The sequence below is a fragment of the Candidatus Harpocratesius sp. genome (assembly GCF_054039255.1).
In genome coordinates this window covers 28,556-54,001 of the sequence record NZ_JBPLBG010000042.1, presented here as the reverse complement: position 1 = coordinate 54,001, position 25,446 = coordinate 28,556, and the positions used below count along the sequence as shown (strand labels likewise).

The following is a 25,446-nucleotide window of genomic DNA, read 5'->3' as shown; positions in this document are numbered from 1 at the left end:
AAGTAGAGGTTTTAAAATGACCGAAATTACAGATGTTCAAAAAATTTGTCAAATTATCCTACAAAACCAAACTCCACAGATTAAAGAGGAAGATATAAAAAATTTAATCCAAAATGACTCATTTGAAGGTATTATGAGCCAAGTAATAAAACAACTAAAAAATATAGGTTTTTCTTTAGTTCGTACAAGCTTTTTAGGAGAAAAATTCTATGTTCTTACTTCACCTGGTAAAGATGAAAAAATTTCACCAACAATGTATGGTATTCTAGTCAGTCTAATTGCTCTTTATAAAGAATTAGGAACAAACATTACAGAACAGGAACTTAAGAAAATTTTCAAGAATGTTTGGAATGAATGTTCTTTACTCATTGAATACAAGTATTTAGAAATACATGAACAAGAAGGAATAAAAAAAGTGCTTATTACACCAATAGGAAAAGCAGTTTGTAAAGATATTGTTAATAATGTAGACTTGCATGAAATTCTTTCATTTTTAGAAAAAAAGGGATAACTATATAGATTTTTTGAAAATTATAGGCAATGTGCACCATCAGATGGAATTGATTCATAAATTACAGCACGATTGCCGAAAATTTCTTCATATTCTCCAAGTTTTTTCTTATATTCGCTTAATGCTTCATCTGTGAATAAACCAATCGTGCACCCTCCAAATCCTGCTCCGATCATACGAGATCCCAAGCAACCTTTTATTGAGATAGCAGTTTCAACCAACCAATCAAGTTCTTTGGAACTTACTTCATAATTATCCCTTAGGCTTGCATGAGATTCATTTAAAAGTTTTCCAAATGATTCAAAATCGTTGGAAGTAAGGAATTCTTTTGCTTTATTCACTCGTTCATTTTCTAATATAACATGTCTTGCTCGTTTTTTGATATTTTCTGGAATTATTGCTTTCATTTTTTCAAGATCTACTAAAGAAAAATCTCTTAATGTTTTTTTCTGATCTGATGAGTTAAGTATCTTGACTGCTTCTGTACATTCACTAACACGTTCATTGTATTTTGATTGACTTAATTTGTGAAGCACATTTGAATTTGTAATAATCAAATGGTAAGGTGCAAAATTGCATGGAATTAATTCATATTTAAGTGACCGGCAATCAAGATACATACATGTGTTTCTTTTAGCTAAAAGTGAAATATATTGATCCATGATTCCACATTGAACTTCAACAACTTCGTGCTCTGCTTGTTGGCAGATTTTTGCAAGATCTGTATTTGAAATATCAAGTGAATATAGATTTTTTATAGCAAATGCAACTGCAACCTCTAGAGCTGCTGAAGAAGATAATCCTACGCCTTGTGGTATATTTCCAGCGAATGTAATCCTGATTCCACCAATATTATATCCTTTCTTTTGTAGAATTTTTGCAACGCCCATTGGATAATTAAACCAATTAGCTTTACTTCTACTAAAATCACTATAGAGAGCAACCATTTTCTGATCGAAATCAATAGAAAATACTGCAATTACTGAAGAATCTGGAATTTTAGAAACTGCAACAGTAATTCCCATTTCAATTGCCATGGGCATGACAAATCCTTCAGAATAATCAGTGTGTTCCCCTATCAAGTTAATTCTTCCTGGAGCAAAAACAATAATTTCTGGATCACAACCGAATATTTCTTGATGTTTTTTTTTTACTAATTCTGTTTCCATATATCTTTTCCCCACATACTCTTTATTTTAAATGATTAAATAGTTTTCTTCTTTAAATATTGTAGAAAAATTGGATATAATTAAAAAGAGAAAGAATAAAAAAGAAATTGAAGTAGAATTTAATGATTCATATCTGCAACAAATGAATCAAAGACTTTTTGAATACGATCGGCTGTTGGTCCTCGACCTTCTACACCTTTTTCGGTAATAATTACTTTTCCACCTAGGATACTGATTGAATTATCATCACTTATCTTAATAGTTTCTCCCGGTAATACTTTACGTAAACGTGCGGCTAATTCTTCCATTGGGAATGGTTCTCCTTCAATTGTAAACGAAACCCATTTATTTCCATGAATAAAAATTGTTCCTAATTTTCTTTTCTTTTCATTTCGAGCGTTTTCAAGACAAATCGTATGCGTCATATCAATTCCTACTAACCTTCCAGTGTAAAAATGGGCTGGGTATTCATGTTCAAGAATTACTTTAACCATTGATTGCAAGGCATTAGCGATTTGTTTATTGAATTCCCGCGCTGCCGTTGAGCTGCTCATAGATTATTCTAAGTCAAACTAAATGAAAAACTTTTTGATTCCCCCATTCCTATATTTTTATGCATTACTCATTAGAAATGGAGTTATTTTACTGTGAAAATCAAAAATCCAAGCAATTTGGGTTCTAAACTAGATTTTGACTATGTAGTTATTCCAAAGACACACACTTCCATGTATTTAATGCATAAATATTGGGCTCGTAAACCAGCAAATATTGTTAGTGAATATATTCGACGTTATACTAAACCTGGTGAAATCGTACTTGATCCATTCATGGGTTCAGGGGTAACTATCCTTGAAGCAGTGTTTAATCATCGTAAGGCAATCGGGATCGATATCAACCCTATTTCTTCTTTTATTTGTAAAAATACAGGAGTCCCTATCAATTTAAAATTGCTAAAGGAAGGTTTTTTTTTTCTTGAAAATTTAATTCAACAACCAAATTCTCTTTATTCACAACTTTATCATTTATCTTGTCCAATTTGTCATCAATCTGCTGAAATAACCCATTTAGTTTGGCAAAGTACTCCAAAAAACAAATCTAATTCTTACATTCCATTAGAAAATTTTATTGATACGCTAATTGAGATTCGATTTTTCTGTTCAACTTGTGGTGCATTGAAATTACAACCAAAAGATGAATCTTTTTCTCAATATGCTCATTTTATCTCCAATTTGGAAACCTCTCTACATGAAAAGATTAAAAAAAATAAAGAATTTCAAAAATTGAGTAAATTCTTTCTAGATTTTAAATTTCAGTATCAAAATCAGATAAACTTTCTTCAATTACGTCATTCTCTTCGACAGAATCCCGATTTGTCGAGTTTATTTTCAAAGCGAGCTCTTCTATTTCTCGCTTGGCTCCGTGATAAAATTGAAAAATTACCTGTTAAATTCAATTCAATAAAAGAAATCCTATTGTTTACTCTTACAGCTGCAGTAGCTCAAGCAAGTAAAATGGTTTGGGTAATTGATAAGCGTCGTGGTAAAAATCTACTAAATATGCAAGTTGGTTCTTGGACTCATCATTTTTTTTGGAATCCTAATAAATATTTTGAAGTAAATGCTTGGAATTGTTTTAAAATCCGTTTTACAAAGATTCTTCGTGGAAAACAAGAATCAAATCAACGCAATAATAACTGTGAAATTCCCTTTAATTTAGCTCCAAATTTAGAATTATTCTTCAAAGATACTCGTTATAGTGCGATATTAATTAATCGGTCCATTTTACATTTTGATATTCCAAAAAACTCTGTTGATTTCATTTTCACAGATCCACCTTATGGTGATTCCATTCAGTATGGTGAATTAAGTTCATTATGGGTAAAATGGATAGGTTTAGATATGGAACAGTATATTTCAATGATTCAAAAAGAAGAAATTGTAATTAATTCCAAACAACAGAAAAATTTACAATTCTATCAATCCAAATTATCTGAAGCTTTTAAAATTCTTTACAAAGTTTTAAAACCAGGTAAATTTATGGTTGTTACATTTCATAATACTTCTATAAATATACGCAATGCATTGATTACATCTGTTTTAGAAGCAGGTTTTGAGTTAAAGCAGATACTCTTTCAACTCCCCCCCAGAGTATCTATAAAATCTATGCTTCATCATAGTGGAACTCCCATTGGTGATTATTATCTCAGATTTCAAAAATTAGTTTCAAAATCCTTACATACTTATCTTCAAAAATATAAAGAAACAATAAAAAATACTTCTTACTCAGAAAAATTAAAAATAGTTAAGCAAATAATTGTAAATATTTTGCAAAAACGAGGGGAACCGACCTATTTTATTTGGATAACTAATTTAATTGATGAATTTCTTTATCAAAAATATTTATTTCCTCTGTTAAACTTTGATGATATTATCAAAGAATTAAGTAAAGATTCTGATTTTATTATAACTAAAGATCAAAAGTGGTGGTTAACCAATCCTATTCATATTTCAAAAGCAGCTCATCCATTAATCAACCGAATTACAGAATTTCTTTATTATATAATGAAAAATGATAAAAAATCATCTTCATCAGAAAGTATCAAGCAATATTATTTTAACAAAATCTATGAAAGATTTCGCGGAGTCCTTACGCCTGATAAATATACAATTAATTCTCTTATTCAACAAAAAATTCAATAAAGAGAGAATATCAGTGATCATAATATTTTCATATCCCAACAAATAAAGAAGATGGTTACTTATATATTTTTGAAATGGTTAAGTGTGACGTTCCTGATTGCGATGAAATTTTGGATTATTTACCCTTTAAATGTCGATATTGTGGAGGGACTTTCTGTAAGAAACATCGACTTCCAGAAAACCACAATTGTTCTTTTAAAATGACGGTTAAACCTGAAAGATCATATACTTCATCTTCTATTCCTGGACAGAAAAATACCTCTGGATATTTGAATAATGTTGAAACTCCATTTGAAGGTGATGAAACTCAATTAGATCGAGAAATGAGAGATTACATTAGAAATCAAGAACGTTCAGCTATGCCACCTGCTCCATCACGTGATTCTCGAAGAGTCCGTAGTTTTTCTAGACCATTATTTGGTGTTTCTCAAAATACTAAAGGTACTTATTGGTTAATGGGATTAAATGGGTTTTTTTCAATTGCTGCACTATTAATTGCTCTTTTTGAATCAAATTCAACATATTTTTTACTAAATTTCCAAACTCTTTTTGGTAAATTTTGGATTTGGAGCATTTTTACATCAATGTTTACAACTATTAGCATTTTTTCCCTATTATTTGTAATGATTATCTTATTTGGTACAGGGAGGATGTTAGAAAAGCAATTTGGAACTCGTTTTATTCTCTATCTATATATTGGGTGTGGTCTTTTTGGAATAGTTGGAGGAATTCTTTTTCAATTGATCTTTTCTTTTATCCCTTTCTTATCACCAAATGTTTCACAAGCATTTCAATTAAGTTTCTTCTCAGTTCAATGGGCTGCTTTAATTGGAATGATCAGCTTTATTCTTTATTTAGCAGGATTAAATCGCGAAATGCGCATGTATTTATATTTTATTCCTGTTAAAATGAAAGGTAAATATCTATTATATTTTTTAATTGGAATGGATTTGATAATAATTATTCTCGGATTATTTAATCCAACTTTTTCTGGATCTGCTATAGAATCGTTTGCACAATTATCTGCTCTGGCAGGAGGGTATTATTTTTATAAGAAATTTGGAAGCCAATTTGCAATTTCCAGATTTATTTAATTTTTTTAATTTATTTTAATTACAAACCATGAGAATTTTAAGAATTCACTGATGAAATTTTATTAAATACTGTCTATGATAAAAAGGAAAGTAAAAGCAAATATTTTCTGAAGTGTCACAATTGAAAATGCAAACGTTCTAGCACAAATTTTTTTACGAAGAAAAGAATTTGTAAGTGTTAATGAAAAATGCTTTTCTTCTCATTCCAGAAATTAAAGGTAAAATTATTTTATCTCAAAATGAAGTAAATCATATTGGTAAACGAGAAATTGTTAATTGCGCAACAGCTCCAATAAATCCTAAAGAATTTTCCACACTTTCTTCTGTTCATCAAGATCAATTTGGAGAGGTAATAAAAGAACAATTTAATATCCGATTTGATTCTGATTCTAATCAATATCTTATTGAAGACAGAAATTCAACAAATGGCACATATCTTGGGAATATTAATTTGAAGCAAACTCCCGCTCAGATTTTAAAAAATGGAGATGAAATTATCGTTCCTATTGAAAAGAATGGGAAATTAATGCAATTGAAAATACTTTTTCAGGAATCAGGAGGGAACCAGATAATTAAAGATAAAAATCTTACTCTTTCTCCTGAAGAAAATATTGATTCACTCTCAAATCTCCCCAATCAACCAATACAACCTAAAAATAATAATAAAAGCTACGTAACACCGACAGGTGGAGAATATTTTGATCCTACTTTTACACCAACAGTCAATCCACCAACAATGATTAACCAGTCAAAAAATTCACAGAATAATGCTCTGGCATCTTACCAGGGTTATGATCCTGCTGATACATCTGCGAGTTTTATACTCGTTCGAGAGAAATTACAAATTCCTAAAAATTGTTTTGAACCACATGTGGCTCAAGACCTCGGTTTAGATTTTTCTATGATTTTTAAATTAGAATGGGCGGAAATTTGGCATATTTCAGTTGCTTTTCTCCTATTATTTGTGATGATATATCACACATACGTTAATGTTCTCGGAATTATTTCTCTTATATATTTTGTTCAATATGGGATTGGTTTGACTATATCTGATGTTTTTCTCACACCCTTATCGACTGCTCTCGTTTTTTGTATTACTTTTATTTGTCATGAACTAGGTCATTTGTATACTGGGAAAGAATTGCAATTTCCTTCACGATTCTGTCTTGTAAAGAAAGGTGTTCGATTAACTTTGATTTCAGCAATTGTTGGAATTCCATTTGGTCTTCCTGGGGCGGCAGTTTCAGTGGGAGTAGATCCTCAAACAGATCGGGATAAAATGGGTGCAATTAAAATGGCAGGTCCGGCTGTAAATCTTGTAATTGGTTTGATTAGTATAATTATTGCTGTTTTAATTCCTTCATCAACAACAATGCTAAAAACCGTTTTTCTTCAAAGTGCAGGCATCAATTTTATGTTAGGTGGATTTAATATGATTCCGAAGGAGTTTCAAGGGTTTGCAATGGACGGAAAGTATATTATATCCTGGCGTAAGTCAATATATTTTACCTTGGTCGCAGCTTTCATTATAGGTTATATTGGGGTTATAGCATTAGCCAGCAGTCCTTCATTTGCTTAATGAAAAACTATCAAAAATATGAAAAATAAGGAATAAAACGAATTAACGCATTTTTAATCTTTTTATTCTTTCTCTTCATTTTTTCAGATGATTAACAACTAATTCTTCTGCCATTGGGAAAAGACTTTCAGGTAACTTGCCCGAACCTCCCCCTTGTGCAAAATTGGGTTTTCCACCGCCTTTTCCCTTAATTAAAGGTAAAACCTCTTTAAGAACTTTCCCAATATGGAGATCTCCTTTCTCTTTATCCAGAGAATGGGCAAAATACAGAAGTATTTTATCTTCTTTAGGCATAACATTTGCAAATAAACAAACGATATTTGAATTTTTCAAAAATTGGTTAAGGATAAGTTTCATTTCTTTGGGTTCTTTCTCTTCAAAAATGTGGGAAATAATTTTGATTCCATTAATATCTGTAGCAGATTGAAGCATTTCAGGGATTTGGTATTCGATTAATTGAGCATTTATTTGTTTTAATTTTTTCGACAATTTTTGAAGATCTTCTTGATAAGAAATAAGTTTATCTTCTAATTCTAAGTCTTGACAAGTTAATGCATTGGTTAATCTATAAATAATTTCATTCTTTCTTTCATAATCATAAACAGCGCGCATACCAAAAAGGAATTCAACTTGAACCCCTTCTTTAATTTTTGTCCATTTTGGAATTTTAACAATACCAATTTCGCCTAATTTTCGAATATGCATTCCACCACAAGCAGAATAATCGTATTCATCTATTTCAACAATGCGGGCTCCCTTCTCAGACATCTTTTTAATAGGTCGTCTTAAAGGAATTTGTTGTAATTTGTCTTTATCTCGAATCCAGTAGGTTTTTACTGGTAGATTTTGTTGAATAAGGGAATTTACTTTTAATTCTACTTGATTAATCATTTCCCAATTTAATTCTGGTAGATCTAAGTCAATATGTGCTGATTTTTCACTCATGTGAACTGAAAGCGTTTGTCCTTGGAAAAGGTGCCAAAAAACACTAGAAAGAAGATGTTGTGCCGTATGAGACTGCATGAAATCAAACCGAAATTCCCAATCTAATTGAACTTTAACCGCTGTATTTTCTGGAATAGACTTTTCAGTCAAATGATATATTTTTCCTTCTTTTTTGATGGTATCAAGTACCTTATATTGATTTATCATTCCATGATCTCCTGGTTCTCCACCACCTTCAGGATATAAAATTGTTTGATCTAAACAGATACCGAATTTATCTTTCATGGGAATGCAGGAAAGAACACGACTTTCACACTCTTTTTGATAAGCATCTTCATAAAATAACTCTATAGTTTTAGCAGGTGAATACGTTTCAGCTGTCATTATCTTATGAATTCAAATGTGTCATCTCTAAAAAAAGCGCTTCCTAACAAATAAAAAAGAAGATGGTTTAATTGAAGTGATCTTTGTGTTGTGGAATAAATTTATTACCTCATTACCTTCGCTAAATCGAATTCTGGAAAAAAAATCGCTATTTTCTTACATCGAACGACCTGAAATGAACATTGGTCAAGGAGATAACACACATTCCTTATTTATTGGAAATAATTTGGAAGTTCTTAGATATCTTTTAAATCATGAAGTAGTTAAGAAATATGATTTAATTTTTGTCGATCCTCCATACAATAGCCATTTAGATGTAATTATAAATGATTTTTCATCCAAATCTCCACAAATTTGGTATTCTGGTTGTTCACACCTCCAGTGGTTAAAAATGATGTATCTTCGTTTGCGTTTGAGTTTGGATCTTCTTCATGTTAACAGCGGGATCATCCAAATTTGCTGTGATGACAAAGAATATTCCTATATTCGATTATTGATGGATGATTTGTTAGGAGCACATAACTTTATAGGTACTCACATTTGGAAATCTTTCTCTGGAGCCAAATCAAATACTTTTTTCACCCAAAACCATACTTATATTATCACTTATGCAAAAAATCGCAAAAAATTCCACCAATTTTTGAATAAATCCTGTATAGTTAATTCACCTGAATCTATATTGGATAAATTTCCTACTTCCATAGAAAGCCGCGCTGAACTGCAACATTCACTATTAAATATCATATCTATACCCTTTCTTCGGTATTTAAACCCGAAACCTGTTTTATTACTTGAATACTTAATTAACACTTATGCTCCGAATTCTGAAGCACGCATTCTTGATTTATTCAGCGGTACTGGTACTATGTTCTTAGCAGCAGTTCACAATAACCTCAAAAAAGGTTTGAATGTTAGTGTTAGTGGAATTCAATATCCATTTTCTTTGAAAAACTTTTTTCGAGTCGATTCTACTTTAGGTTTGAAAAAAAATCTTCATCTTTCACAATTAAAGCACAAGACATTTATTGATCTTACATTACAACGCATTTTCTATGATATGAAAAGAAATTCATGGAATAATTCTTCACAGATAAAAGTATTTAAACAAATTTTAAAGCCAAATAAGAATTCTTCTAAATAATGATGAAAAGATTTCGGGGTGTCATTTTTGATTGTGATGGTGTCTTGGTTAATTCTGAGCCTTGGAGCTGTGGTGCTTGGAATGTAGTATTTCAAAGAGAATATAGAATTGATATCGGAACTAATTATGATGCGTTGCTAGGCAAAACTACACAAGAAGTGGTTGAATTCTTTTTTCACAAATTTAATCTTAATTATTCTCCAGAAGTTTTACAAAAAATCTCCACATATAAAGAACAAGTCTATCAAGAAATTGCACATGGAAAGATCGTCGCAATTCCTGGTGTGAAAGATTTACTCAAATACTTAAAAACACAATCCATTCCAAGAATCCTCGCTTCTTCAGGAATACGTTCTAAGGTCGAATTTAATTTAACAGAATCAGGATTATCTTCGTATTTTACCACAAATCATATAATTAGTGCTGATGACATAAAAATGGGAAAACCTGACCCTGAAATCTTTCTAGTCGCTGCTGAACGACTGAAAATACCAATTTATGAATGTATTGTAATCGAAGATTCACAAACTGGAGTTTCAGCAGGAAAGGCTAGCGGGGCATTCACAATTGCAATTACCACTAGTTTTCCTCGAGATAAGCTTTCAGAAGCTGATTTAATTATAGATTCCTTTAGTGATCTTGATTTTCATTCATTGTTCTAATTATTTGATAAAAGATTTTAGAAAATTAAGAAGTTAAAAAAATAAGTATCCAAAAAAATCAATAGTTAAAAAATTCAAAATCTAAATTTTAAGGATTCCTTAGTGCTGAATTGGATTTGACTGCTTTTTGAAGCAATTCAAATGCTTTTGATGAAGTTGAAAAAGTTTTTATATTATATTGGGCAAAAATAGGAATTGTCTCTTCATCAAAGATTCTAACATATATCTCTATTTCAGGAAATTCTTTTGAAATTTCCATAACCAACAAAATTGCTTCTGAAAAATGAGTTTCACTTTTCCAACAAATGAATAATTGGCTAACTTGCTTTAAATCACAGATGTCTTTCAAACCTTTCGTTGTAGTATATGAATTTTGGAATATTTTTATTTTAGGGTCATCTATATAAATTTCTTCATCTATTTTTGGATCTATAAGAATGACTTCTCGATTTAGTTCATGAGCAATATGATTAGAAATCAATTGGGATATATGGTTAAATCCCAGTACAACAGAAGTGCCAATTTTGCTTTTGGTCCATTTTTTAATATATTCCAAGCTCCATTGAGAAGTAGAGAATGTAAAAGCATTCCATGGCTCTTGTTCCAGATAGTCTTGTAGTTCTTCTTCAAAAACACGCAGATAAAGATTACATTTTTTGTTAATTTCACGGATTTTACTAATACTTATCAGTGCTTTTCTAAAATCATTAGTAACAAAAAAAACTTCCTTACATTTATCCGCTCCAGCATCCAATAACGTAGCTTTTTCAGTAAAATCTCCAACGACAACTGGTTCACCATTATCTATTAAATCCAAAACTTTAGATTTATCCATTTCAATTAGAGAATACGGTTTTTTCTTCTCTTGCAAATATTCAACAATTCTTTCTCCTAAATGATGATATCCTAAAACAATTGTGTGATTACTTTGATGTGCTGCAATAATCTTACTGGTAACAACAGGATTATAACGCTCTAATAAAGCGCCAATTAAAAAGCCAAAAACTACTACTTCTAAGAAAATAGGAAATAATAGTTGGTATAATGCAGATAAATCATTTGTAATAGTGGGTTGATGTACGCATAGAGCAATTAGTAAAATTTGTCCAAGACTTGCGTTTTGTTCATGAATGCCGTAATAAACTGCTCCAAATAAATAGAAAAGGAAGAAAATTACAAAAGGCCAGCGATTCTGTTTTATTTTTAATGTTAAATCGATCCAAAATCGTTGAAACGACATGATTAATCATTGTTATGAATCTTATGTTAAAAAGCATTTGTGGAAGTGTGAAAACTATAAAAAAAATAAAAAGAAAAGTATGGAGAAAAGAAAGAAGAAAAAACTAATCTACACATATCACAGTATATTTCACTTGTTTATACCCCTATTATTGTAGCAATATGGTGCCACGATGAACTTTGTAAAGATATTTTTGAAGTTTTTTATCATCTCTGCAATATTGTTGATTATGGCTATATTCTTTAATTTCTTCAAGTAGTATATCCTCCTCACAAAAATCACATACATAGAAATTTTCTGTTCCATCTAAACTGGGTAATATTGTGGTCACTTTCCTCTGACAAAATTCACATTTCATAATATAATTTACTCCTTTTTTCAGAATAGAATACTGGACATAAGTGAAAATAGAATGCTCACAATAAAATAATCATCTCGATAAATGTTTATTAAAATATAGATCATTTCCAAACGTTTATGTAGAAAGATAAATTTCCAAGCGTAATTTAACATTCTCAACTGAAACTATCTTTGATTTGGTGCGATACTTTGGATAACACTAACCACCCTCTTTTGAATTTTTCTTCAATATTTCAAATGGATTCCATATTAGAAGCCCAACTCCATGAAAGAATAATGAAAATGGTTCACCCACATCCAAAAATGCTCCCTAATTTTTGGGATCCAACTATTTCTAAGATTGTTCATGTACCAGTTAATGATGGAACCATTCGAGTTTTCCATTATCGCCCACAATATCTAATTTCAAAACGTCCGATCGTAATTATTCCTGGTTGGGGTGTCATTCCTTCTGGATTTCGTGATGTATTTGAAATATTCTATAATTATATTGAATTTTATTATATAGAAACACGAGAGAAGAAAAGTAGTCGAATTAACCGTAAAACAGGTTCTTTTTCGATGGAACAAAATGCTCTTGATGTTAAAATTGTTTTAGAACACTTTAATTTAGTTAAAAAGGATTTTGTCCTTATGGGAACGTGTTGGGGTTCATCTATTATTTTATATGGGTTGATCAACCATATTCTTCAAGCACCTACTTATGTTTTAGTGGATCCTATGCATCGTCTGCAGTACCCTCACTGGTTTTTGAATATGGCGCCAATTATTCCCGTTTGGTTGATATGGTTATTGAAACCCTTGTTAACATATTTAAAACTTCGAAATCACTCTTTACCTACTCAGCGAAAAAGAATTATTGAATTCATCCATCATGCAGTTCTATGGAAATGGAAAAAAGCAGCGTTTCAAGCAAGAAATTTTGAATTATTGGGTAACTTAGCACAAATTCGAGAAGAAGTATTTATTTTTAATGCTACAACAGATGTTATTCATGATCAACGGAAATTTGCATTAATTGCTCAAGAACTTCCAAATGCTCGCTTTTTTTATATGAAAATTTCTGAAGAACTGCGAGAACGGCTAATTGGCTTGATTGGTGTTGAATTTGCATCTGAACTTTCGAATACAGGTTGTCCTATTGGGCTTATTCCTTATGAAAAAAAAATTATTCGACAAACAAGTTGATATAATTAACAAAACAGAGGAAAAGGACTATTCAAGACATTCATCATTGTTTTCTTTAAGTTGTAAGAATCAAGAAAAAAAGTTAATTTTCTCTTGATGAATTTGTGTAGATTAGTTTGTGCGAATAAGTTTTTAGAAATAATAATCGATAAATTATCAAGATATATTGAAAGAATCAAAGTATTTTAATCAACCAGATCCAAATTCATCTCAATCTCTGCGCGTCTGCATTCCCTTTAAAGTTTATGGGAACTTTTCAAAAAATTTTTATTCAGTTCACGATTATATCTCTCGTTAGATAATCTTTTTCAAATGAAGAAGATTGATTAACAAGGGCTATTGACGCAGCCAGGTGACCGAAAATTAATTTTTCGGATTGGTACTAGCGTGTCGGGCTTTTAACTACCTATTATCTTAGGCAGAGCGAAACCCGCAAGCCGGGGGTTCGAATCCCTCATAGCCCGCTATCTTTTTCTGAAAATGGGTTTTTCTGCGAAATAAATATTACTTTTATTATTTATTCATCAGAGAGAAAGGAAAAAACTTAATTCATCATTTTTTATGAGATTTATTATGATTAGTGTCCAAATCTGAGCAATTTTTTCCCAGATACATATAGATATTTCTTATAATATTAATCAAAATTAAGCATTACTCATCTTAATACTATAATAATTTTTATCCATTTATAGTGAATATCTCACCGAAATGTTAAAAGGGATAAGCTTAGTAATATACACCAAGATGAGTACAACAAAAATACAAAAAACATTGCGTTGGATGATTTGGGGCATTGCAGTAGCCCTTGTTATTAATATTGCGATTTGTTGGGTGGTATATGAACAAGTTCGTCATTATTTCGGATTTTATCAGACAATTAGTGATTTGGGTGCAATTTATATTTATGTATTTCCAAGAGTTGGAGCCTATGAGATTGAATTTGTGAATCCTTCACGATGGATATTTGCAATTGGATTCTGGATGATTAGTTTGCCCATTTTGGCGACCTCAATAATGTATTTTCGACATTCGTCTTTGAAATATTATAAAACAAAAGCAATTCTTTTGATATTCTTTTTTTTAGGAGCAATTGGGATTGGGCTTTCATGGGATTATCCAAATGCTAATATAAATCGGTTCTATGCCGTTGCTTGGCTTCATATGGTTGGAACATTGTTTTTTGTTCTTGGGTTTGCCATTTTTAATTATGTATGTCAATTGGCGCGATTTTTTCGAAAGCACAGAAAGAAGAATGGAGAAGAATCCGGTGAAGGATCTGGGCATGAAAATGAAGCAAAAGAAGAATCAATAATAGAAAGCAATAAAGAATTAAATAATAAAAATGGATCGCCAGATGAAACGCCAACTGAATCTAAGCAAGATTCAAAGTCAAAGTCACACAATTGGGATTATTATTTAGATTTAGTATTTGTGATTATTGTATTTGTTTTAATGGTTTGGTATTTAATTTCGGGGTTGCTGGGTATAATTAATGTAGAGAAAATTGGTTGGCTAAGTATTTTCAGTACCGCCATATCTCAAAAATCTTTATTGAGTGCTTCGGTGATTGCTGCTTTCCTTCTTGATAAGGATGATATGTAACTTTATGTAATTGAAAAAATGGACTTTTCACTCCAATGATAGAACGCTAAGTGTGATTAGTATTAGTGTGAAAAGTTTTTTTGATATTTCATCATATGTAGATGCTTAATGCTTGAGTTATTGCAAGATTAATATCAGGCATACCATATCCCACTTCTGGATTCCATCCTGTCGGCCAATTTGTAGAATTTGTAAATGGGCTACTCGTGTAGTTATAGAGAGAAGGAGTAATCTGAATTGCAGTTGAAATTAATAAAATGCGAACATCAGATGGAGTTAATAGAGAATTACTATAAATTAAAGCTGCTGCCATACCCGCTATTTGAGGTATTGCCCAAGAAACACCGTAGTAATCAGAAAATGCAATGTGACGTTTACAATCTGCAACCAATTCAACAGCGCTATAATAATTGGTATTATTGTAATTCACGACTCCTCTTCCCCAATTAGAACCTGGATTTCCTGGGCCTTCATTCCAGCGTTCCCATTGTGAAGGATTTACATGTGTATTTTGGATAATTCCTCCAACTACCAGTGTATCTGGATGAGTGGCGGGATATCTTAAATTATTTGTTGCATTCAATACTGGATCACCTCGATTATCATTTCCAGATCCTGCAGAGAATACAATGTGATATTTTTCTACACATTCAGAGATTTCATCAAAGAAAGGAGTGGAACCATAAGTAGAAACTTGTGATAAAGATATTACATCTACTCCTTGAGCGATGGCATATTGAAAAGCCGTGCCCCATGATCGGTTACTCTCTGAAACAGAATAGGAAAGAATGAGAAAATTTTGAGTAGTTTCATCAGTTCCGAAAATTGTACTTAAGGTTTCTTTACAGATAGTTACACATGTATTTCCATGGATTCTTTCAGCATAATCTGTGCTGTTAAAATTGTCAATAACTAAGATACGGATTGGTGAAATTCGTTGAATGGCAGAAATGTAAAAAGTTTTAGAACTATTGTTCCCAGTAGATGAATTAAATGATTGATAAGAAAAGTCTGATATATTTAATCTATCATATCTAATTCGCTCAGTTAGATAAATGTAAAGTAAACGCGGTATTTTAAAGGTGCTTCTTTCTGAAATAATTGCATAAGGAATAAAATGGGGTTCATCTGGTCTAAATTCTACGGTTATTTCAATTAACCCGCCGTCCCAATTGGTTGCACTGCAATCAGCATTTAAAGGATCAGTATAATAGAATTTTAATTCAGAAAAATCATCACAACCATCAGAATCAGTGTCATTCGAAAGTGGATTCGTGGAAAATTCAAAAATTTCAGCGCCGTCGATTAATCCGTCGGAGTCAGTATCATTTATAATAGGATTGGTAAAGTAAACAAACACTTCACTTCCATCCCCAAGTAAATCTAAATCCGTATCATTTTTCAATGGATCGGTAAAATAGGTTAATATTTCTGAGCCATCTTCAAGAAAATCTCCATCGGTGTCATTTAGATTTGGATCTGTTTGGAAAAGTTCTATTTCTTGATGATCGAAAAGCAAGTCTTTATCAGAATCTTGATCTTGCAAAACATTCAATATAGTTGAATTTTGGTTAGAAAATCCCTTGTCATCTGTGACTTTCAAAGTAATATTATAAATTCCTGCTGAAAAAGGACCTATTGTAAAATTAATCTGAGAAAGGGAAATATTAGTTTCAGAAAATTTGAGAATATCATTGATTGTGCAAAAATATTGATATGTTGATGAGTTAGTTGTGATATTCCATGATAAGATGATATTTGCCCAGTGATAGATTGAATGTGCAGGTGGTGCTAGGATAATTGGAATAGTCTCGTTTTTTGATTCATCATTATGAAAAATGGGTGAATTAGGTGAATTTTGGAGCCAATAATATGTTGTTCCTCCTATACCAAAAATAAGAAATGTGCTAATAATGACGAATAAAAATTTTTTATTCTTTGATTTAATGGGCATTCTATTTTCACCTTATCTTGAATATATGCTTCAAAATTTGTTGATTGGCTGAGTGGATGAGTTCATGAGTGGATGAGTGGATGATTGATTGTTTTTTCATCTCTAAAAGAACCAAATGAACAAAAAGAACTTTAGGAAATTACTCATTTAATTCAAGATTATATTAGATATATTAACTTTACTTTATATCTACTATTTTTCTATATAATATGCATAAATAGTAATTATATGAATAACAAAGAGAATGTGTTGAATTAATGATTTCTGATAGTAAAAAAATAAATAAAAAAGAATCAGTTAAATGCTTAAATTATATCTCCAAGGAATTAAAATTTGGTTTTGTTTTTGCAGAATTTCTAAAATAATTGCTATTACAACAATCAAAGATAAACAACTTAATACTAACCAATCTTTCCTATTCATTTGCAATTTTCGATAGAAAGTAGGTTTTTTTAAAACACCAAAACCTCGTGTTTCTAAGGCTTCTGCTACATGAAACGCTCTACGAATAGAACCAATAATAAGTGGAATTAACAAAGGAAAGAAATTACGCGCTTGTTGGAATAATCCTCCTTTATTGAATTGATGTCCTCTACTTTTTTGGGCTTCAATTATATTTTCAGTTTCTTGAGCCATAGTTGGAATAAAACGGAAAGCTAAAGAGAGAGTAAAAGCCATATTATAGGGTACATGGATTTGAATCAAACTTTGAGAGAGATCTTCAGGCATAGTCGTTTGAAAAAACACTGCAAAAACCATCATGAAGTTAAAAAAACGTAAAATTAGAATAAAAGCTAAATTTAAACTCTGCATATAGGAATTGATAATAAAAATTAGTAAATAAATTAGCCATAAAGATTGAATTCCCTCAATTAATTTAGTTCCTAAACCTGATATAATCATAATGCTTATAGCAAATATAGTAACCATTAACAATGTGAATAAATCACCAACAACCATTACAAGAGTTCCATACAGAAGAATAATAAGCCCTTTTGTTCGTGGATCTAAACTATGGAAAAAGGTAGTTTTCTTCATAAAGTTAAATGTTTGTGTAATTTTTAGCGACATGATTTGAAAAACCCTTCTAATTGTTCGATTGATAAAATATTAGACGGAAGTTGGGGAAATTCTTGACACAATTGAGCATAAAGTGAAGAGAAGGCAGGAGGTTTAAGATGACATTTTTTTAAAAGATAATGATCTTGAAAAATAATATTTGGATGATCATCTGCAAGAATTTGACCTTGATCGAAAACAATTATTCTGGTTGCAATTTGAATAAGAAATTCAAGATCATGAGAAATTATAATAATTGTTTTATTTTTTAAACGAGCATCAAGAATAATCTCTTGTAATTTTTGCTTTTCTTTCGCATCTTGACCAATTGTAGGTTCATCAAAAATAATAATTTCTGGATTTCGACAAAGAATTGAAGCTAAAGCAACTTTCTTTTTTTGACCTCCTGACAAATTAAATGGTGATGTACTTTTGAATTGGTCGATTTCAAGCAATTTTAAGGTTTCATCAATTCTTTTTTCTCGTTCAGCAGTTGAAAGAGGAAGATTTTTTAAAGAAAATTGAAGTTCAGCTTCTACTGTATTTGAAAAAAGTTGATGATCAGGATTTTGGAAAACTAAACCAATTTTTTGAGTGATTTGGTGTATTTCAAGATCTTTTGTATTTTTTCCATTCAAAAAGACATTTCCAGAAAAATTCGATAGAAGATTGGTTATACATCGTACAAATGTGCTTTTTCCTGCACCATTTTTACCAACAATTCCTACAATTTCACCCTTGAAAAATTGGGTGGAATTACTATTAAGTACAGGTAAATAAATTGAATTAGTTCTATCAAAAGAATTTAAAGTATTTTTTTGTTTCTTTTTGTCTTTTAATTTTTTTATAATACCAGTTAAGAAAAAGCCTTTATCTGATTTTTTTATTGAACCTTCATAAGAGAACGATAAATTTTCAATAGACAAGATGGGTTGCGATTTATCAAGAAAATTCTTTTTTATATTTTGTTTACGTTTTTCAATTTGGTATGGGAATTTATTAATAAAAAATTGATTTTGCTTGTCAATCACTTGGGTTTTCAATAATTTTAATTGGTTTTGGCAGTATTTCCTTAAATATTCGAGCTGATCCGTCTGAGTTATTGGTATTGCGGATAATTCTTGCTGATCTTCTTTTTTATTCTCTTCTTCCTTATTATCAGTATCTTGATGAGAATAAAACCAATGTAAAAGGACTGGAATATCTATTCCTAATCGATACAAGATATCTTGTTTAAGCAGAGTAAATGTTGGTTCTTTAGATTGAAGTTTACCTTCATTAATAACGATGATTTCATCCACCGCGTTTAAAACATATTCTAAACGGTGTTCTGAAATAATAATCGTTTTACCTTCATCTTGTTGTAATTGAACTAATAAATGCATGATATCTGCAGCTGTGAGAGGATCTAAACTGGATAAAGGTTCATCGAGTACAATTATTTCTGGATTTAATGCTAAAATGGAAGCAATTGCCACTCTTTGCTGTTCTCCTCCACTTAATTCATAAGGAGAACGATTGAGTAAATTATCAATTTTAGTTAATTTAATTGCTTTAGTAATTTGTGCTGAAATATGTTGTCTTGAATATCCTAAATTTTCAAGAGCAAATGTTAATTCCCGTTCAACAGACATAGAAAAAAGTTGATTTTCAGGATTTTGAAAAACAGTACCCACATGTTTAGATAAGTGTGCTGGTGAAGAATCTATTGAGTCAATACCTTTGATTTTCACATATCCGAAAAACCTACCATGATAAAAATGAGGGATAAGGCCGTTAATTGCACGAATTAATGTTGTTTTTCCAGATCCCGTGGGACCTGCTAATAAATAGAATTTTTTAGGTTCAATGATTAAATTTATTTTGCTTAATGCTAATTTTTTGACTGTTCTATATATAAACGAAAAATCTTGACATTCTATTGGAATTGAAATTGTTGAGGTCATTGAAGTTACCTACAGTAGAAATTCGCGGAGTAGTTTTAAGAGTTTAGATTCAATAATAGGAAAGAAAACAGCATCGAATTCTTGCTTATTTAGTCGTTTTGTCTGTTTATAAAAAAAGCTTGAGTTTGGTTTAATCGTTTCAAGTGATCCATAAGAACCAGCTGCGCCATCATGTCCCCCTCCTGAACCTTGCCATTGATTTCCAAATTTGGTCATAAACTTTCCAAGGTGAAAATCAAAATTTTGTATAACTTCTTCACGTACTCTTCCAGATATTCGAAAAAATAACTTTTTCCGCTCAAATGCAACAACAAAAGCAATATCCGCTCCCAAATCTAATAATGCTTTGCATGCAGATGCTTCATAACTGCTAACATGACTAATTGCTATTATCAATTTATTTATATAATGTAGATCTGATAATCGCATTGCTGCTTTTAACCGAGCTATTTTTTCAGGACGTGCCATTTTATTGGTTAAAGCTACATTTATTTCAGCAATTTTTATTTCTCTATCTAATAGCATCTTTGCATTTTCAAGAGTTCGTGCATTAGCATAGCGAAAATGACCTGTATCGGTAATAATACCTGCTAACAGAAATTTGGCAATATTGATATCTGGTTCATACTGTAATGTTCGATAAAATTCAATAATAATTTCAGTTGCTGATGAGTAATCAGGTAGAATATGCATGTAATCATAGCAAATTGATGAATTAGGATCAATATGATGATGATCTATAACTACAATATGGTCAATTTCAAGGACTTTTTTGGTAGAATCGACGGAATATGGGGCACAAATCATTTCATAATCAGAAGTGTCAACCATTATCATAAGTTCAATGTGTTGAGGCCACTCTTTTTCAATATAACTTAAAGGAGAATCGAAATTAAAATGCTGAAAAATATTTAAAGCTGTTTTATTTAATTCTGGAAGTATGATATGAATAGGAAAATTTGGATGTTTTTGAGCGATTAATCCTTTTAAACCTAATGCAGATGCTAATGCGTCAGGATCAGCATTTATATGAGCGGTAATAACTGCTGATGATACTTGATTCATTAACGAAAAAAGATTGGAAAGAAAATCTTCGTGTCGAAAAAAATCAGCAAAATAACTCATATAAACACCTTTTTTTTAAATTAAAAAAAGTTTTCTTTATCATGAATATCCTTGTGCTTTGAAGATTTGTTCGATTTTTTTTCGTTTCTCTTCAAATTGTGTTTCAATGCGGTTTTTATTATTTTTTAAGGATTTTATTTTTAGTTCTAAGCTTTCTTTGGCGTTTTTTGTTGATTCAAGCAGTTCTCCTTTAGATTTTTTTATAAAAAGCCCCCCAACGGCTTTATATATAACTGCATCTTCATTTGCCTTTTCCAATTCATTCAAGGCTTGTTCCATGTCTTTGGCTTGGAGTTCCATCGATGTAAGTTGTTGGGTAAATAATTCTAATTGTTTTTGAATTTGCTGAAAACGGAGGATCTCTTGTTGATCTTGGGGAGAGAATTTCATATTTGCGGGGTTTTCCATAAGCTACAGTAATCATTTCCTCAATTTCAAATTTGTGGTTTTAATAAGTTCTAGCAAAAATCTCAATTTAGATTTTTATTATGGTAAGAAATTTCTCCTTTAAATTTTGTCAAAAGTCTTATATTCTCAAATGCTTCAAAATTACATATGGATAATCCACTAAATGGAATTACAATTATCGATTTAACTCGATTATTGCCAGGTCCTTATTGTACAATGATCTTAAGCGAGTTAGGTGCAAGGATCATTAGAATTGAAGATCCAAATTATATGTACAGAGAATTTCCTCCATATTATTTCAATGAGAAAGAAAAAAAATCCATTTTAAATACAATTTTGATGAAAAACAAGCAATCTCTTGCTTTGAATTTAAAAAATCCTTCTTCATTAGAAATTTTTTATAAATTAGTATCAAAAGCAGATGTTATTATTGAGAGCTTTCGACCTGGAAAAACTGTCGATTTAAAGATTGATTATTCTACATTACGAAAAATCAATCCATCCATTATTTATTGTTCTTTGACTGGATATGGTCAATATGGATGTTTAGCGGAAAAACCAGGTCATGATTTGAATTATATGGCATTATCTGGTAATTTATTTCTAAATAATCAAAAAAATTTTAGAAAAGATAATGAAATTCCTTATCCTCTTGTTCCCGGATTTCAAATGGCTGATTTAGGCGGGAGTTTATATTCAGTCATTGGTATTTTATCTGCACTATTTGCCAGAAATAATCATCCTAATCGATTAGGGCAACAAATTGATGTATCAATGTTAGATGCTTGCTTTTCTATGAATCCAGTTGCATTAGCTTATACATTTGCTGGTGTTTCTCAAATGAATAATTTTTTAATTGGTAATCAGCCATTTTATAATATTTATAGGACAAAAGATGGAAGATTCTTATCAGTTGCTGCTATAGAACTTAAATTCTGGGAAAATCTCTGTGATGTTTTGGAATTTCCCGAATATAAATCTAAACAATACGGCACTTTGCAAGAACAACTTAATATGATTGAAAAATTTTCCCAGAAATTTCAATCAAAAACACTAAATGAATGGTTAGAATTATTCAAATCAAAAGAAGCATGTATTACCCCTGTTTTAAGTTTTAAAGAATCAGTTAACCATCCACAAATAATTGAACGTGAAAATATTGAAAAGTTTGAAGATCCTAGGGTTGGAACTATAAATATTCTAAGAATTCCAGTTAGGTTCTCGCATTTTTCTCTTCAATCATTAAAGGAATCTCCAAAAATTGGAGAGAATACTAAAGAAATTTTATTAGAATTTGGTTTCCATGATAAGGATATTGTAAATTTTGAAAAAAAAGGTTGTTTTCGATGAGTACAATGGAACAAATGCAGGAGAAAAAGGGTGCGAATAAGTTTATCAAGATAATATTCTTAACAACACTGAGATTCATTTGTGCGAATAAGTTGAAATAATTTATTTCTTTTTTTTGCTAACTTCTTGTGATTTATATGGTGTATTAATATACATTAAGTAGAATGGTTTCTGTTGAAATTTCTAAAGATGTAGCAGATTATAAAGATAAAATCCGACAAAATTCCCAAATTAAGGATAAATTTGATGTAAATTACCTAAAATTACTACTATTAGAAAAAATATCATATCAAAAAGCAAATCTAGAAAATTCGAAAAAACCTGTTTTAATTCTTGATTTGGATGGCACTATTATTGATAATCAATATCGCCAGTATAAAATTTTTGAAAATATCATCGTTCACCAATATCCTTTTTTGAAATCTTTAAACTTAACATTTGAAGAATATAAAAAAAAGAATCCTTATTCAATTCTTTCAATATTACAACCTTTTATTAATACAAATTCCCAATTTCTTCAAATCAAACAAAGATTTTTGAAAGAATTTTTATCAAATAAATTCTTACATTTCGATCGAGCATATTCTGGAGTAGATAAATTCATCCGATGGTGTATCGACATGAATATTTACTTGATATTTTTGACTGGAAGGATTGAAAAGTTGATGAAAAGTGAAACATTGAAGATTATTGAAAGAGTTTTTCCGTTTTTATCCAAACAAAACTTCACTTTAAAAATGAAAAAATCTTTTGATGAAGAAGATTATATTTTTAAGCAAAACTTCCTATCTACTATCCACCAGGATAATTATTTGAATATTATCGGATTTATTGATAATGAAGCAGATATTTGTAATTTGGCTGGGAAAAAGTTACAAAACTCTTTAATTATCCAATTCAAATCACAACAATCAAATAAATCCTTTTTCTCAGGTTATAAATTATATTCTTGGGAAAATACTTAAAAAGATCATTTTTTTTATTTGAAAAGTTAAGTAAAAATAAGTGAGTGATCATTTTGGCAAAAAAGAAACAAGTAAAAAAAAAAATAACCAAACCGCGTTGGAAGGTTCACATTGTATATAATTCCCGGGAAAGGAATCGAATAATTCAGCCTATTTCTCAGCAAAAACCAAATTCTTTATATTATATGCATTTTGAAGATGGTAATCGCATTGACATTAATTTAAATTATCGAGATGACAATTTATCTGAAATTCGAAGATTACTTCCTGAATGCAAAATCCATGAAATAGGAATAAATTATCTTGATTACTATCAAATTATTGGAAATCTTGCTAAAATAATTAACTTGGAGCAAAAATCTCATCCCAACTGTGATGTCAAATTCAGGATTAACATTGGAACAGGTAGTAAAATGGTTGCTATTGCTAATATTGACGCACATCGATTGTGGGATAATATCGAAATTGTTTACCCTTACAGTGAAGATTATGATCCTACCGCAGATTCAATGCATCGGGGCACAGTAAGAGCTGCAGAACCTCCAAAATTTGAATTTAAACATCCTAATCGTCTGTTGATTCAAGCACTTCAGGTAATATATACTTTACAACAACAACCAAATAAATTTGGCCATAAACTTGAATATGTAGAATTAAGGGATTTATTTAAATATATTTTTGAGGTCTACAAGCTAATTGATGTGAAACCAAATGAGGATTCACGTAAATTCAATACGAGTCAATATATGAGATTAGATAGAAATATTATAAGTAAATTGGAAAAATACTGGGGTTTTATTACAACACAATTGAAAAATAAAAATAAACGCGTATTTCTGACAGAAAAAGGAGAAAAAATGGCTAAAGTTTTTGTGAATTATGATTATGGGATTGATTTATCTCTCATCAAAAGAAATTAATCTATATTTTTTTTAACCAAATTCTTTTATTTTCAGATTTACTTTTTATTAATAGGTACATATATTTTGACACTCTTGGGAAAATGATATGAGTTTTTGTGAAAATATCGTGGGGCAAACGATTCAAATACTACAAAATTATCAATATCAAGTTTTTGAATATCAAGATAATTTTGATCTCTGTTTTGAGATATTAGCAAGACATAATTCTCCTCGTTCTCCTAATCTTTTAATTAAAATTGTTGATAACATTGACAGCATTCGAAATTATTATATTAATGAATTAAAAATTGTTAGCCATCTCATTCAAGCATTACCTCTTTTAATTGCTTCTCGAAATCGGCACTCTTTATTGGAAAACGGTAGTTTATATTTACGAGATGGGTTGGTTTCATTAAATTTTGAGACTTTTTCAAATGTGATCAAAAATCCGCAGATCCCAATTGCAATTGCTAAACAAGGTGGATTATTTTATAATATAGATGGTGATAAACTGGCTAGTTTAAGAGAAGATAAGCAAATTTCTCGAAAAAATCTTGCAGAAAAATTAGGTGTGTCTACAAAAACAATTGCACAGTATGAAAAAAATAAAATGCGGGCTTCTTCTGAACGCGCAAAGAAAATAGAGAAAATTTTAGGCGAAACCATTATTCTTCCATTAGATTTTTATTTATTCTTAAAAGAAACTCTCTCATCAATTAAATTAAACGAGTCTTTACAACGACGAATAACAAAAAAAACCGAAGAGTTTATGAAAGAGATTAATGAAATTGTAGCAGATACTGGCTTCAAAGTTTATTGGACTCGAAGTTCTCCATTTGATCTTTTTATCTATGAAGAGTCAGATGAAAATTTATCAAAAATTCAGTATAAACTCGTCGGTGGAACTCAAATGGAAGAAATCGAAACAGATAAAAATTCTGATCTTAAACGTCGATTTATACCAAATATCTCAATTCATAAAGTTGATGGTGCAATAATATTTAATGAAGAAATTTTTAATGAAAAGAAAGCTCGTAAATATAGAGTACCGTATCTTTTTCCTAAGGAATTACGCGAATTAGAATATCCTGAAAAATTTCATAAAAAAATCAGAAAAAGAGCTCAATATTGATTTATAATTTTCTTTTTAGAAGTGCGAATAA

Annotated in this window: 22 protein-coding genes and 1 tRNA gene; 13 read left to right on the top strand and 10 right to left on the bottom strand. The window is 30.4% G+C overall.

Features of this window, described 5'->3' with window-relative positions:
• The first annotated feature begins 16 nt into the window (after positions 1–16).
• Positions 17–511, top strand: coding sequence for a hypothetical protein (locus ACXLDF_RS10015; protein WP_457558383.1), 495 nt, complete (start codon positions 17–19; stop codon positions 509–511).
• A 20-nt stretch (positions 512–531) separates the two neighbouring features.
• Here ACXLDF_RS10015 and ACXLDF_RS10010 read toward each other — a convergent pair whose 3' ends face one another.
• Together ACXLDF_RS10010 and ACXLDF_RS10005 are read right to left on the bottom strand one after the other, a co-directional pair.
• A complete protein-coding gene (locus ACXLDF_RS10010; RefSeq protein WP_457558382.1) occupies positions 532–1,680 on the bottom strand; it encodes a galactokinase in 1,149 nt (382 codons plus the stop codon).
• Positions 1,681–1,799: 119 nt separating this feature from the next.
• Positions 1,800–2,234, bottom strand: a complete 435-nt coding sequence (locus ACXLDF_RS10005) for an Lsm family RNA-binding protein (protein ID WP_457558381.1) — start codon at positions 2,232–2,234, stop codon at positions 1,800–1,802.
• Between the two features lie 93 nt (positions 2,235–2,327).
• Here ACXLDF_RS10005 and ACXLDF_RS10000 point away from each other — a divergent pair, with 93 nt between their 5' ends.
• The 3 genes from ACXLDF_RS10000 (at position 2,328) to ACXLDF_RS09990 (ending at position 7,052) form a co-directional block, all read left to right on the top strand.
• Positions 2,328–4,379 carry a DNA methyltransferase gene (locus tag ACXLDF_RS10000; protein ID WP_457558380.1) on the top strand — a complete coding sequence of 684 codons (2,052 nt, stop codon included), beginning with the start codon at positions 2,328–2,330 and terminating at the stop codon, positions 4,377–4,379.
• Between the two features lie 74 nt (positions 4,380–4,453).
• The gene (locus ACXLDF_RS09995) at positions 4,454–5,473 is read left to right on the top strand and encodes an AN1-type zinc finger protein (RefSeq protein WP_457558379.1); all 1,020 of its coding nucleotides are present in this window, start codon (positions 4,454–4,456) and stop codon (positions 5,471–5,473) included.
• 181 nt (positions 5,474–5,654) lie between these two features.
• Entirely contained in the window at positions 5,655–7,052 is a 1,398-nt protein-coding gene (locus ACXLDF_RS09990; RefSeq protein WP_457558378.1) for a site-2 protease family protein, read from the top strand.
• 75 nt (positions 7,053–7,127) lie between these two features.
• Here the strand turns inward: ACXLDF_RS09990 and ACXLDF_RS09985 are convergent, their stop codons facing one another.
• Positions 7,128–8,381, bottom strand: a complete 1,254-nt coding sequence (locus ACXLDF_RS09985) for an alanyl-tRNA editing protein (RefSeq protein ID WP_457558377.1) — start codon at positions 8,379–8,381, stop codon at positions 7,128–7,130.
• Between the two features lie 85 nt (positions 8,382–8,466).
• On the opposite strand from ACXLDF_RS09985, the gene ACXLDF_RS09980 reads away from it, so the two are divergent.
• The gene (locus ACXLDF_RS09980; RefSeq protein WP_457558376.1) at positions 8,467–9,522 is read left to right on the top strand and encodes a DNA methyltransferase; all 1,056 of its coding nucleotides are present in this window, start codon (positions 8,467–8,469) and stop codon (positions 9,520–9,522) included.
• Entirely contained in the window at positions 9,522–10,184 is a 663-nt protein-coding gene (locus ACXLDF_RS09975; protein ID WP_457558375.1) for an HAD family hydrolase, read from the top strand. Before ACXLDF_RS09980 ends, ACXLDF_RS09975 begins: the two co-directional genes overlap by 1 nt.
• Positions 10,185–10,272: 88 nt before the next feature.
• Here ACXLDF_RS09975 and ACXLDF_RS09970 read toward each other — a convergent pair whose 3' ends face one another.
• Together ACXLDF_RS09970 and ACXLDF_RS09965 are read right to left on the bottom strand one after the other, a co-directional pair.
• Positions 10,273–11,424, bottom strand: a complete 1,152-nt coding sequence (locus ACXLDF_RS09970; RefSeq protein ID WP_457558374.1) for an NAD-binding protein — start codon at positions 11,422–11,424, stop codon at positions 10,273–10,275.
• Between the two features lie 148 nt (positions 11,425–11,572).
• Positions 11,573–11,755, bottom strand: coding sequence for a hypothetical protein (locus tag ACXLDF_RS09965; protein ID WP_457558373.1), 183 nt, complete (start codon positions 11,753–11,755; stop codon positions 11,573–11,575).
• Between the two features lie 218 nt (positions 11,756–11,973).
• On the opposite strand from ACXLDF_RS09965, the gene ACXLDF_RS09960 reads away from it, so the two are divergent.
• The 3 genes from ACXLDF_RS09960 (at position 11,974) to ACXLDF_RS09950 (ending at position 14,574) form a co-directional block, all read left to right on the top strand.
• Positions 11,974–12,972, top strand: a complete 999-nt coding sequence (locus ACXLDF_RS09960; RefSeq protein ID WP_457558372.1) for a hypothetical protein — start codon at positions 11,974–11,976, stop codon at positions 12,970–12,972.
• 333 nt (positions 12,973–13,305) lie between these two features.
• Positions 13,306–13,436 (top strand) — tRNA-Lys (locus ACXLDF_RS09955).
• 280 nt (positions 13,437–13,716) lie between these two features.
• Positions 13,717–14,574 (top strand): hypothetical protein, encoded by an 858-nt coding sequence (locus ACXLDF_RS09950; protein ID WP_457558371.1) that lies wholly within the window; start codon positions 13,717–13,719, stop codon positions 14,572–14,574.
• A gap of 91 nt (positions 14,575–14,665) precedes the next feature.
• Here the strand turns inward: ACXLDF_RS09950 and ACXLDF_RS09945 are convergent, their stop codons facing one another.
• The 5 genes from ACXLDF_RS09945 to ACXLDF_RS09925 all read right to left on the bottom strand — a co-directional run bounded on the left by ACXLDF_RS09945 (position 14,666) and on the right by ACXLDF_RS09925 (position 21,066).
• Complete coding sequence (locus ACXLDF_RS09945; RefSeq protein ID WP_457558370.1) at positions 14,666–16,528, bottom strand: S8/S53 family peptidase; 1,863 nt, start codon at positions 16,526–16,528, stop codon at positions 14,666–14,668.
• Positions 16,529–16,825: 297 nt separating this feature from the next.
• Positions 16,826–17,599 carry an energy-coupling factor transporter transmembrane component T family protein gene (locus ACXLDF_RS09940; protein WP_457558369.1) on the bottom strand — a complete coding sequence of 258 codons (774 nt, stop codon included), beginning with the start codon at positions 17,597–17,599 and terminating at the stop codon, positions 16,826–16,828.
• A complete protein-coding gene (locus ACXLDF_RS09935; protein ID WP_457558368.1) occupies positions 17,590–19,533 on the bottom strand; it encodes an ABC transporter ATP-binding protein in 1,944 nt (647 codons plus the stop codon). Before ACXLDF_RS09935 ends, ACXLDF_RS09940 begins: the two co-directional genes overlap by 10 nt.
• Positions 19,534–19,542: 9 nt before the next feature.
• Positions 19,543–20,658, bottom strand: coding sequence for a DHH family phosphoesterase (locus tag ACXLDF_RS09930; protein ID WP_457558367.1), 1,116 nt, complete (start codon positions 20,656–20,658; stop codon positions 19,543–19,545).
• A gap of 39 nt (positions 20,659–20,697) precedes the next feature.
• Complete coding sequence (locus ACXLDF_RS09925; RefSeq protein WP_457558366.1) at positions 20,698–21,066, bottom strand: prefoldin subunit beta; 369 nt, start codon at positions 21,064–21,066, stop codon at positions 20,698–20,700.
• A gap of 147 nt (positions 21,067–21,213) precedes the next feature.
• Here ACXLDF_RS09925 and ACXLDF_RS09920 point away from each other — a divergent pair, with 147 nt between their 5' ends.
• From ACXLDF_RS09920 to ACXLDF_RS09905, 4 genes are all read left to right on the top strand, one after another.
• Positions 21,214–22,416, top strand: a complete 1,203-nt coding sequence (locus ACXLDF_RS09920) for a CaiB/BaiF CoA transferase family protein (RefSeq protein ID WP_457558365.1) — start codon at positions 21,214–21,216, stop codon at positions 22,414–22,416.
• Positions 22,417–22,580: 164 nt separating this feature from the next.
• Complete coding sequence (locus tag ACXLDF_RS09915; RefSeq protein ID WP_457558364.1) at positions 22,581–23,381, top strand: HAD family hydrolase; 801 nt, start codon at positions 22,581–22,583, stop codon at positions 23,379–23,381.
• A gap of 53 nt (positions 23,382–23,434) precedes the next feature.
• Complete coding sequence (locus ACXLDF_RS09910) at positions 23,435–24,301, top strand: HFX_2341 family transcriptional regulator domain-containing protein (RefSeq protein ID WP_457558363.1); 867 nt, start codon at positions 23,435–23,437, stop codon at positions 24,299–24,301.
• 88 nt (positions 24,302–24,389) lie between these two features.
• Positions 24,390–25,415, top strand: coding sequence for a helix-turn-helix domain-containing protein (locus tag ACXLDF_RS09905; protein ID WP_457558362.1), 1,026 nt, complete (start codon positions 24,390–24,392; stop codon positions 25,413–25,415).
• Positions 25,416–25,446 lie beyond the last annotated feature (31 nt).